Source organism: Rhodovarius sp. (assembly GCF_040399605.1).
In the GTDB taxonomy this organism is placed as follows: Bacteria; Pseudomonadota; Alphaproteobacteria; order Acetobacterales; family Acetobacteraceae; genus Rhodovarius; species Rhodovarius crocodyli_A.
This window is the reverse complement of sequence record NZ_JBBARU010000095.1, coordinates 1-10,509: the sequence shown is the minus strand read 5'-3', so window position 1 is coordinate 10,509 and position 10,509 is coordinate 1. Positions and strand designations below refer to the sequence as shown.

The 10,509-nt window shown below is 62.3% G+C and carries 8 protein-coding genes and 4 pseudogenes; 5 read left to right on the top strand and 7 right to left on the bottom strand.

Annotation, left to right across the window (positions count from 1 at the left end; genetic code table 11):
• Window positions 1-556 (bottom strand): annotated as a pseudogene (locus ABWP84_RS16680) (transposase); the annotation flags it as partial.
• Here ABWP84_RS16680 and ABWP84_RS16675 point away from each other — a divergent pair.
• From ABWP84_RS16675 to ABWP84_RS16665, 3 genes are all read left to right on the top strand, one after another.
• Window positions 555-728 (top strand): hypothetical protein, encoded by a 174-nt coding sequence (locus ABWP84_RS16675; RefSeq protein WP_353213157.1) that lies wholly within the window; start codon window positions 555-557, stop codon window positions 726-728. The pseudogene ABWP84_RS16680 and the gene ABWP84_RS16675 overlap by 2 nt on opposite strands.
• 110 nt (window positions 729-838) lie before the next feature.
• A complete protein-coding gene (locus ABWP84_RS16670; RefSeq protein WP_353213156.1) occupies window positions 839-1,480 on the top strand; it encodes a ParA family protein in 642 nt (213 codons plus the stop codon).
• Window positions 1,481-1,482: 2 nt separating this feature from the next.
• Entirely contained in the window at window positions 1,483-2,388 is a 906-nt protein-coding gene (locus ABWP84_RS16665; protein WP_353213155.1) for a hypothetical protein, read from the top strand.
• A 277-nt stretch (window positions 2,389-2,665) separates the two neighbouring features.
• On the opposite strand, the pseudogene ABWP84_RS16660 reads toward ABWP84_RS16665, so the two are convergent.
• From ABWP84_RS16660 to ABWP84_RS16645, 4 genes and pseudogenes are all read right to left on the bottom strand, one after another.
• A pseudogene (locus ABWP84_RS16660) lies at window positions 2,666-2,959 on the bottom strand (hypothetical protein); the annotation flags it as partial.
• Complete coding sequence (locus tag ABWP84_RS16655) at window positions 2,934-3,359, bottom strand: transposase (RefSeq protein WP_353213154.1); 426 nt, start codon at window positions 3,357-3,359, stop codon at window positions 2,934-2,936. The gene ABWP84_RS16655 and the pseudogene ABWP84_RS16660, both read right to left, overlap by 26 nt.
• Window positions 3,360-3,509: 150 nt before the next feature.
• Complete coding sequence (locus ABWP84_RS16650) at window positions 3,510-4,487, bottom strand: tripartite tricarboxylate transporter substrate-binding protein (protein WP_353213153.1); 978 nt, start codon at window positions 4,485-4,487, stop codon at window positions 3,510-3,512.
• Between the two features lie 217 nt (window positions 4,488-4,704).
• The gene (locus tag ABWP84_RS16645; protein ID WP_353213152.1) at window positions 4,705-5,025 is read right to left on the bottom strand and encodes a hypothetical protein; all 321 of its coding nucleotides are present in this window, start codon (window positions 5,023-5,025) and stop codon (window positions 4,705-4,707) included.
• A gap of 62 nt (window positions 5,026-5,087) precedes the next feature.
• Between ABWP84_RS16645 and ABWP84_RS16640 the strand changes: the two are divergent.
• Window positions 5,088-5,855 (top strand): annotated as a pseudogene (locus ABWP84_RS16640) (IS3 family transposase); the annotation flags it as partial.
• A 164-nt stretch (window positions 5,856-6,019) separates the two neighbouring features.
• Here the strand turns inward: ABWP84_RS16640 and ABWP84_RS16635 are convergent.
• Complete coding sequence (locus ABWP84_RS16635; RefSeq protein ID WP_353213151.1) at window positions 6,020-8,587, bottom strand: alkaline phosphatase D family protein; 2,568 nt, start codon at window positions 8,585-8,587, stop codon at window positions 6,020-6,022.
• Between the two features lie 904 nt (window positions 8,588-9,491).
• Between ABWP84_RS16635 and ABWP84_RS16630 the strand changes: the two genes are divergently transcribed.
• A complete protein-coding gene (locus ABWP84_RS16630; protein WP_353213150.1) occupies window positions 9,492-10,265 on the top strand; it encodes a hypothetical protein in 774 nt (257 codons plus the stop codon).
• Window positions 10,266-10,294: 29 nt separating this feature from the next.
• On the opposite strand, the pseudogene ABWP84_RS16625 reads toward ABWP84_RS16630, so the two are convergent.
• A pseudogene (locus tag ABWP84_RS16625) lies at window positions 10,295-10,509 on the bottom strand (hypothetical protein); the annotation flags it as partial.

Sequence of the window (10,509 nt, the reverse complement as noted above, 5' to 3'; positions counted from 1 at the left end):
TGCCGGGGCTGATGGAGCCATTTCCGGTGGAGTGGGAGCGGCACGTGCGCTCAGGAGGCAGATCGTGATGTCCTCCGCTCGCAGCAGGTCGGTCATCACCCGGCTACCCGCGAAGGGGTGCTCACCATGCAGCACGTCGATCCGGTGCATGATCGCCAACCGCGCCGGCGGCACGGGACGGGGCAGATAATAAACGCTGCTGCGGCTCAGCCGCAGCAGCGAAGCCTGCCGCGTTATGGGCAGGACATTGCCGCGGTCGATCATCGCTTTGCGCTCAGCAGGCCGGCTTTGCTGAGCGCGCCGGACAAAAAATCTTTCTCTAGCGTCAGCTCCTCAATCTTCGCATGCAGCAGTTTCAGATCGACCGCAGCAACGGTCTCAGCGGTTGCGGGGCAAGCGCTGAAAACCCCAGCAGCGCCTTGCCGGCGACAATCTGGCCAGGGTGTACCTCAAACCGATTGTCCAACCCCGCCAGCGTCTTCTCGCCTTTGATAGCGGCCAAGGCCAAGTTTGCGTTGAAGCCGGGGCTGTGTGTCCGGCGTGTTCGCTTCGTCATGCTCGCTCCTGATACGCGGCAAAATCGCCGCTGTCAGGCAGGAAAGCCAGTTATCGAACTGTCCGAATTTCCCGAGCCACTTCTGAATGAGGTGGATCTGCCCGCCCAGACGGCGCTGCTCAGCGTGGGCGAAGAGGGAGGGTTAGCGGCCGCCGTGCAATTTCATGCCTGATGAGCCGCGTGGCCATGGACTCGGTGGCGTCGTCCGTGGTGGAATAACGCCGTTATCAATCATCTGGGATCAACGCATTGCAGAAAGGGGGCAAGTCGGCACGGGGGCGAGTGATCCTGGCCGCCACCGCCAAGGGTGGCGCCGGAAAATCAACGACTATCGCCTGCTTGGCCTGCTGGTGGCATGCGGCAGGCGGTCGCATCGCGCTGGTCGATGCTGACCCCAATCGCACGCTCACACGCTGGCACGCCAAGGGGGCGGCGCTGGGCGCAGTGCCGCTGGTGAGCGAGGCGCATGAGGAGCGTATCGTCGATGCCATCGACGGGCTTACGGCGGCGCATGAACTGGTGCTGGTCGATTGCCCGGGCTTCAACGGCCAGGTCACGCTGTTTGCCGTGGGCACTGCAGATTGCGTGCTGATACCCTGCATGACTGACGAGGCTAACGTCTTTGAGGCGTTGCGGATGGGCAAACTGGTAGAGAATGTGGCGAAGCTGGCGAATCGTCCCATCCCCTCCCATGCGCTGTTGACCAGGGTGAAGCGCGCCTCGGTTGCCGCTCATAGCCGGGCGCAGCTGGAAACGCTCCAGGCCAGGCCGCTGACGAGCTTCCTCTCAGATCGGGCGGTGTTCCAGGAGGCGAGCTTCCATGGCTCCTCGCCGGTGGCGCTGGAGCCGCGAGGCCAGGCGACGCGGGAGATCAAGGCCCTAGCTGCCGAGGTCTGGGCCATCGTCGCGCCGAAGGGGGGCTGAGCATGGCGAAGAAGAGCAGGCTGCCCGGGATCGACCCCGCCGCCTTGCAGGAGGAGGTTCCCAGCCTGTCCAGCACGCCAGCAGCGTCGCCGCTCGAACCGCCGGCGCCGGTGGCCGAGAGGCGTGATGTGGTGGCGGTGGCGCCGACCTCTTCCGCCCTGGTGCCCCCGCCGCTCCCCCCGCCTGCGCCCACATCCGGCGACTGGCATGAGAACATCTTTCTGCGCCTTGGCTTGGCCGCCTGTCTCGCCTTCATGCTGGGCTACCTGGCCGGAAAGTCCTATGAGACAATCCAACTGGTAGCTCCACCTCCCGCCGCGGCCCCCCGCTCGCCCCCCACGGTGGTTCCCGATCCTGCGGTGGTCCGGGCGCTGGCGGCCGAGCGTGATGCGCGTGCAGGTCTGAATGCCTTGCTGGCGGATTTGAGCTCGCTGCTGGCGGCGGCGGCCGAGGGTCGCGACTTCTCCCTGCCGCTGAACCGCCTCCGCGCGGCGGCGGGCTCCGATGTTGCGACTCTCGCTGTGCTCGATGGGTTGCAGCCCTTCGCCGCGGGAGTACCCACATTGACAGCTTTGTTCGCGGAATTCGAACGCGAAACTGCGCCCTTGCTTGCCCAATCGACACCAGTGGTGGCACAGGGCCTACCTGGCCGCACCCTGGCATGGGCGCGCGGGCTGCTCGAACCTGACCGGCTGGCCGCGCGCAGCATCGGGTTAGAAGCCATGCGGGCTGATCTTGTCCGCGGCCTACCCGAGGCCGCCGCCGGCCGGCTGGCCGGGCTGGACCCGTCGGCTGCCCTGGCCTTGCAGGATTGGGCGCTGGCGGCATATGCCCGGGCGGGGCTGGACAGGGTAGTCCGGGAGACAGCGCTGGTCGCGGTTGGAGCGGCTGCGCGCATGGCGCGCTGAACGAGGGGGCTGGTGGGAAAGTGCCAGCGCGGGCATTTTGTCATCCTGCCACTCTCGTCCTGCGGCCGGCCATGAAGCTTCGCTTCGTCCCCTTTTCCGTCGGGCTCCTGCTTGTCGGCAATACCCGCACCGCGGTGGCCAGTCTGATCGACGCGCTGTATGAGGCGTGTGGGTTCCTGCTGGTGCTTCACCGCGGTGCCGGTGATCTCATCGAACGCCGCCTTCATGCCATACAGCTTCGGATCCGTCATCGCGGTCAGGATCTCGGAACGCTCCATCACACTATTCTCCTCAGGGTGCCGTATCGGTCGCAATCGGCTGCGGGCGCGTGCTTCAGCCGCGGCGCGTCGGGCGTCATGATGATGAGCGGCGCCGCAGGCTCGCGCTGCCGGACCAGGATGTTAAGGACGACATCGGCGGAGTGGACGCCTTCGCGCAGAGCTTCCAGGCAGGCGGCCTCGACCGCGGGCAGCCCGTCACCCAGCACGGCCGCGGGGATCGGCATCACGTCCGAGCCAATGTCGAGGAGCGTTTCGAACTGGCGGCTATCGCTGGCCTCGTTGCCGGTGAGGTGACAGTCGAGCGGCAGGCCGTCGAGGTCGCACTTGATGTGGATCTTGGTGCCGAAGCCGCCGAGCGCCTGGCTTTGCTGCCCCCTTTTGCGCCAGCCGCCGAGTATGCGCCCGGATCGAGGTGCTATCGAACATCTGGATGATGCCCGCGGTCCGGCTGCAACTCGCAAGTACTCGAAAGAAAGCCTCGAAGGTCCCGTTCTGCGACAATCGCCAGAACCGCCTCCAGACCGTGCTCCACGGCCCAAACTCGGCGGGGAGCGCGCGCCAGGTGATGTTGTGCACCGTGAAATAATGCAGCGCTTCAAGAAAGCGCCGATCGTCGCGCCCCTTGCCGCCTCGCCGTGAGCGAACCGCCTGGAACACCTCCAGCACGATTTCCCAGTCATCATCTGTCATGTGCGCCAGCATGGTCGGCTTCCAAAACCGACCCGCTATGAAGCACGCATCCGACCGCGCCGGAATCCTGAAAATCTCTGCTTCCGCGATTCCGCCCACAGGGTCTAACGATGCGCGTTGCTGGCCGCGAAATGCAAGCCCGGGATCCGCCTAGCTGTCAGCGGTGATGCCGTTGGCCCGAATGACCCGCCCCCATTTCTCGATCTCGTCCGCCAGGAATTGGCCGTATTGCGGGGGTGTGCTGGCCACGATGTCGCAACCCTGCCCCTCGATGCGGGCCTTCACCGCCGGCTCATTGAGCACCTGAACCAAGGCCTCGTTCATTTGCCGCACCAGGGGCGCGGGCGTGCCGCTGCGCGCCAACATGCCGAACCAGGTTGGCGCTTCGAAATTGGCAAAGCCCTGCTCGGCAAAACTCTTCGTCCCAGGAACGTGGCGGCTTTCGAGGCGCGTGCTCACACCCAGAGGCCGCAATTGGCCGGCGCGAATCGGCTGGCTGAGGGCCACCGCCGCGGCGATGAAGAGCGGCACAGCGCCGCTGAGCGCGTCCTGCATCGCGGGCATGGTGCCGCGATAGGGTACATGCACCAGGCGGAACCCGCCTTGCTCTTGCAGCAGTGCGGTGGCGACATGCGGCAGACCGCCCACCGACGACGACGCGAAGTTGATGGTATTGGGTGCGCGCTTGGCCGCATCCACCACATCCTGGAAGCTTCGGTAGGGCGCGTTGGGATGGGTGACCATCACCAGCGGCGCGGAGGCCACCTGGCAGACAGGAACGAATGCCTCCAGTGTGCGGAACGGCAATTGCATCGCCGTCTCATTTGTCGCCAGCGTATCATAAACGAACAGCCATGCACTCCCATCATTGGGCGCGCGACTCGCCTCGGCCACCCCTATAGAACCGGCTGCACCGCCGCGATTTTCGATCACTATCGATCGCCGCAACACCTCTGACAGGCGGGACTGGAACAGCCGAGCGATGGTGTCGGCCGACCCCCCGACTGGCCAGGCAACGATCAGCCTGAGCGGCCGATCGGGAAAACCCGTCCCCAACCCCTGGGCTCTCAGAACCGCTGGCTGCACTAAACTCGCCGCGGCCACGATGATGAAAAGGCGGCGGCGCATGGCGCTACTCCCTTGTTACCGAACCATTGATTTTTCATTAACAACGCTTGGGCGGGAGACTACAAGGCGAGCGGAGCACGGGTCTAGCCCGGATTATTCACCAAGGTTAGAGGTATCGGACCTTCTAATGTAGGCGCGGGCGGCATCGCCCCAGCCCAGCGCCATTTCCTCGCTCTGCCGGCGGGAGAAAATCACGGTTTCAGTCATGCGGTGCTCCTCAGTACTGGCACAGAAAGAAGCTGGCATCGGTGATATTCGCCTCGGCGCGGATCTCATTGGTGCGCAGGCCGACACGGTCGCCCGGGTCGGCCGCTAGCAGGCGCACTGCCGGCATGGTCACACTGAAACGGTTGCCCGCATTGCCCGGCACCACGGCGAAAAGCGCGCCGCCGGTGCCGTTGCGAAAATTGTTGAACAGCGCGACCTGTCCGTTGGTGTCCATGCTTGGGTTCAGCGTGGCCGTCACGCTGCGGGCGATCGGCACGGCCGGGTCAAAGCCGTCCTGCGCCTCCGGATTATCCGGCAGCACGGTGTTCACCCGCGCATCAACAGAAAGGTTCTTGAGCTTGGCGGTATTGCCCAGCAGATTGGCGCGCCCGTGCCCGGAAGTATCACGGGCTGAGCGAGCGCCGGGCGTGTGATCTGATTGGTATTGCCCGGCGGGTGGCACGGTATCAACCGAGCCGGGCGGACGATGCTGGCCTACGGCAGCGGCTGCGAGAACTGGCGGCCGAGCGTCGGCGGTTTGGGTATCGGCGCCTGGGCTAGTTGCTGGCCCGCGAGGGCCTGGCGCCGAACCACAAGAAGCTGCTGAGGATCTATCGAGAGGAAGGGCTCAAGGTGCGCCGCCGCGGCGGCCGGAAGCGGGCACTGGGCACCCGAGCGCCGATGACGCTGCCGCAGGGGCCGAACCAGCGTTGGTCGCTGGACTTTGTGTCCGACGCGTTGGGCTGCGGCCGGCGGTTTCGCATTCTGTGCGTGGTGGACGACTTCACGCGCGAATGTCTGGCGCTGGTGGCCGATACGGCGCTGTCGGGCGCCAGGGTGGCGCGTGAGTTCGACGCGATCGTGGCGCTCCGCGGCAAGCCCCTGGCGGTGGTGAGCGACAACGGCACGGAGCTGACCTCGACTTCGATCCTGCGCTGGTCGCAAGAGCGGCAGGTGGAGTGGCACTACATCGCTCCCGGGAAGCCCACCCAGGACGCCTTCGTTGAGAGCTTCAACGGACGCCTGCGGGATGAGTGCCTGAACGAGACATTGTTCACCTCGATGCCGCAGGCTCGTGCGGTGCTGGCCACCTGGTGGCAGGACTACAACACGATCCGGCCGCACTCGAAACTGGGCGGGTGCACCCCCGCCGAGATCGCCGGCCAACGGGGTTTGGGGCATGCCCCAAACCCCAAACCCCGTTGCCATCCCATCAACCATCAGCCATCAACGCAATGGCCTCTCCGTCTGACTGGATACATTCAGGCGAGCATGTCAGCAGGTACAAGCGGTCTCCAGGCTGGGGCCTTGGAGAGCGGCTATCTTTACCCGAAGAAGATGTAGTCGCTCCCCTGGATCGTGCCGAAGCTTGGCGTGGGCAGTTGCCCCTGGGTTAGGCCAGAGAAAGTGACCGAGGTATCGATTACGCCATTCCCATCGAGGTCGGCATTGAGCGTCACGCCCTTGAAGCCGGTGGCACCGTCACTCGCCATCCAGGTGAACTTGCTGACGCCTGGCTTGTAGCCCCAGATGGTCATGGATTCACCGGCTGAGAAATCGGTGATGGTGGACCAAGTGATGCTGGTGGCGGCTCCGCGGCCATCAACGAAAAACTTATCGGTGCCCGACCCGCCGGTGATGAAATTCGAGCCCAGCCCGCCATCGATCACATCATTGCCGCCGCCGCCATTGATGGCATCGTTACCTGCGTCAGAATTGATGAAATCGGCTTTTTCGGTGCCAAGGATGATATCGGCAAAAGCGCTACCGAGGAACTGATTCACCAGCCCCGAGACCGGGCCGGTATAGGCATCGGCCACGGCATAATTGTTCTTGCCAGCGATATTGGCGTAGATCAGGCCATTGTCGCTCGAACTGCCTTGGATGGAGGTAATGCTTACCGCAGCGGAACTGCCGAATTTCACCAATTCCACATTGCTCAACTGGTCCATGCCTTCGGCGCCGTTGACCACAATTACACTGTCACGGAAGCCAAAGCGATAGGTGAATTGGGCCGCAGAGAAGCTCGCGGTGTCAGTGCCGGCGCCGCCGTCGATGATATCATTACCGCCGCCACCGGAGAGGTTGTCGTCACCCTCGCCGCCCGCCAAAGTATCCGCACCGATGGTACCGACCAGATTGTCCGAACCGCTGGTGCCTGACACGTTAATCGACGGGTTGACAGTGAACTGAGCCTGCAGGGTTGGCACCAGCGCGGCGATCGAGGCAGGATTCGCCGCCGCATCGGCCGCTGAATAATAGGGCACGCCGTAGGTGGTGACGGTCAGTTTGCTGGTGGTCGCATCGACGTCAAATTTGGTCCAGCCATAGCCGTGCGTGACCAGGTAGTCACCGGTGACCAGGGTGGCGTCGATCAGCCCATTGGCCTGCGCCAGGTTGTTGTTGAGGCCGATCGGATCATAGCCCAGCGGAGTGACCTGTTGGTTGATCAGCGACTTGATGAAGTCGTCCTTGTCGTTCAGCGAGCTGTCGGTGTCCGGGGCAATAGGCAGGCTGTTGTAGAAGGCGGTCTGGGAGGGCGTCAGCAGCCCGGCGGCGCCGGCCAGCGCACCCACGGTCTGCCCGAACGGTGCGTCGAAGGCGACGGAGCCGGTGGTGATCTCCCAAGCATTGGTCGCGATCTGCGGCCCGCCGGGGAAGTCCTGGTAGGTAAGGTTGTTGGTCACCGAGCCATGGATGTCGGCAGCGACGAACACCACGCCGGTGAGGTTGTTGGTCTTGATGAACTTCAGCAGCTCGGTGCGTTCGGCGGAGTAGCCCTCGTAACGGTCCTCGGCGCCGAGCACACCGAAGTTCTGGATAGGCTCCGGCAGCTGGACGAACTTCCACAGCACGCCCTTCGCCTGGGCGTCCAGCAGGTCGGCCTTAAGCTGCGCCAGCTGCGGCGCGCCGAGCATCGTGCGAGTGGGGTTAGCGGCGGCGACGAGGAAGTTGCCGATCGCCGCCGGGTCGGTCAGGCTGGCCGCTGGCGCCAGCTCCTCGTCGCGGAAGCTGCGCGCATCGAGCACGAACACCGCCGCGTCCTTGCCCTGCTGGCTGTAGCGGTAGAGCTGCTTCTCGCCATCGGTGCGCGGTGCCGTCCCGGTGTTGGCGTAGGTGCGGTTCTCTATCGCGTTGTACTCCATGAAGGCTGTCATGCCGGTCTCGTATAGCGCCGTGTCGTTGACCAGGCCGGTGGTGGTGCCGAAGCGGGGATCGCTCGACGCCGGCGCGCCGCCGGCGAAGTCGTTAATGACCTCGTGGTCGTCGATCGTCACCAGGATCGGGGTGGTCTTGTGCAGGTTGCCCCAGGCGTCCAGCCCGGCCTGGGCGCTATAGACCTCGTTGTACTTGGCCCGGTAATCCGCCAGGGTCATCGCCTGCGGGATGTTCACCGCCGGCGAGGCATAGTCGGCGTAGATGGTGTCGCCGAGCTTGACGAAGAGGTCGAGGCCTGCGCTCGCTGCGTTCTTGATCGCAGGGTAGGGCGCCAGCTCGCCGCGCCAGTCGCCGGTCACACCCATGCTGAAGCCGTTCTGCACGGTGACGGCATCCGGCGTGCGGAACCGCGCGGTCTCCACCTCGCCATCCGCGCCCAATGCGCGCCAGTGGTAGGTCGTGCCGGCGGCCAGCGTGCCGTTGGTGAGCTGCAACTTGGCAGGCACCAGAGGATCGGCCACCGCCACCACCTGGTTCACCAGCAGCGTTCCGAAGGCCGCGTCGGTCGAGACCTGGAAGGTGACGCTGCCCGCGGCATTCAGCTTTGCCAGCAGCACGGCGCTGTCCTGGTCGACATCGCCGGAAGAGAGCTGCGAGACCGGGCGCACAGCAAGCCGGCCTGAGTTGTCCGGTGTGTCGTAATGAAGCTGGTTGGTCCAGACCGTGCTCGACATAGTGACCCCTTAGATTTGGACAGGACATCGCCTGGACGTCCATTAGAATTCTATTTAGACAAATGTTGAAGTTTCCTTCTATCGCCCTGACGGCCATTTCACATGAACTTCTTTATTACTCCGATAATTTCTCGGTAAATTCATCGACCATTGGTTGATGCCCGCTTTTTCTAGCTTGAAGCGGGCATGGCCGAGGCTTTTGGGCTTCTTCTTGTAACGGATCCAGCAATCCCGCGATCCGAGTGACGTCGCAGGATTGGAAGGCCGGCTCCGCCGCTTGTATGACAGTTTGAATTTGGCCTCACCGCTGGTTGAGAGCAAAACAGCCCCTGGCATGGTCATGGCACACACGGAGTACACCCATGGAATAGTTTCGCCGGTTCAAGTTCCTACACGAACTGACAAAGGTGCTTGGCAGTGTCGTGGAGGCGAAGGCTGCGGCGGGGGCAAAGGCTTCTATGAACCAGCCTCCTGCCGTAAGCCGCCTTGGCCTTGGCCTTGGCCTCGGACTTCGATCTCGATGAGGATGATGACGGCGGCGGTCTGGCCGCCGGAGGGGATGACGCTGCCGGGGCTGATGGAGCCGTTTCCGGTGGGATGGGGGCGGCAGCGTTCAACCAGAGTGCATTGCCCAGTCAAATCTGGGACCCGACCGCTCCGCGTCGCCGCCGTCGAAACGGGCGTTGATTGGCTTGTCGCAGACCGGTGACAGGCCGGGGAGTGCGAAGGTGGATGCAACTTTGGCGCGCATGGCGTCCGAAATCGATAGGGTTGAGGTTTCGCAACCGAACCACAAGGGTGATCGAGGTATTGCGCTATGTCCGCTATTTTTTGTAAATATTTCGGTCTAGGCAAGTGAGACGCCAATCTCGGGCAATGTTACTGCAACAAAAGAGAAATATTCATGCAATCTGATTTCAGAAAGGTCTTGATTGTTGGCAGCGCACCCGATGCCCTGAGAACTGCGAGTTGGGACACATCTTTTTTTTCCCATATCATCGTAATCAACAATGCATGGATGGCATGCCCATCTTGGAATTGCCTTATATTTCCTGATGATTTTCCCATAGAGAGACATCCCTGTGCAGATACGGTTAAGGGAAAGCAAATTATAACTTCTAATGAATTTGTACCAATCCATAATAGATTTGGAGGATTTGTCTATACAGGCGGCACAATGGCGTTTACTGCTGGCTATTGGGCATTGGGCGCACTGAAGCCCGATGTCATTGCTTATATTGGTTGCGACATGATTTACGACGCCAAGCCCGGACAAATGACGCATTTTTACGGTTGCGGTGCTGCCGATCCGCTGCGAGTGGATGTCACGCTGCAGAGCCTCGAAGCCAAATCTTCGCGATTACAAGCCTTGGCTGGGCAAAACCGTTGCGCGATCGTCAATTTATCGAACCAACAAAATTCGCGACTTTCGTTTCCACGCATGGAATTGCAGGCGCTCGAAGATATGACTAAAAATCCACCCATCATTCGCTTCAATGAACTTGCTATACAAAATACATTGCTTGCCGAATCTGAACTGGGTTACATGGTTTCATCTGGGAAATATTGGGAGACATACGAACAATTTGACAGCATTAAATTAAAAGAAATCGATGCGCTTTGGCTCAGAATCGCATCCCAAGCTGTTTTGGGTTCTGACCAAATTGAATGTCGTTAAGCCTGTTGCCAAGCACATGCATTTCTCGGTTAAGAGGGTGATTGAGATTGAGCCAGGCCATCCGATAGAAATGTTCGAGGCCGCGTGCGCAGTCTTTTTTTGCGCGTGTAGCCGCGACGGGCAAAGAACCGCCACAGCGTGCCGTAGCCAAAGCGCAGGCCGCGTTCGGCAAGTTCGGCCTGCAATTCAGCTAGCGCCATGTCGCGCCGTGCGTGGAAGACGGTGAGGATCGCATCAGCATAGC

Excerpts from the sequence above, each read along its gene's own strand:
- ABWP84_RS16655 (WP_353213154.1), bottom strand. The coding sequence starts at position 3,359 with ATGACAGATGATGACTGGGAAATCGTGCTGGAGGTGTTCCAGGCGGTT.
- ABWP84_RS16630 (WP_353213150.1), top strand. The coding sequence starts at position 9,492 with ATGCAATCTGATTTCAGAAAGGTCTTGATTGTTGGCAGCGCACCCGAT.
- ABWP84_RS16675 (WP_353213157.1), top strand. The coding sequence starts at position 555 with ATGCTCGCTCCTGATACGCGGCAAAATCGCCGCTGTCAGGCAGGAAAG.
- ABWP84_RS16665 (WP_353213155.1), top strand. The coding sequence starts at position 1,483 with ATGGCGAAGAAGAGCAGGCTGCCCGGGATCGACCCCGCCGCCTTGCAG.
- ABWP84_RS16635 (WP_353213151.1), bottom strand. The coding sequence starts at position 8,587 with ATGTCGAGCACGGTCTGGACCAACCAGCTTCATTACGACACACCGGAC.
- ABWP84_RS16650 (WP_353213153.1), bottom strand. The coding sequence starts at position 4,487 with ATGCGCCGCCGCCTTTTCATCATCGTGGCCGCGGCGAGTTTAGTGCAG.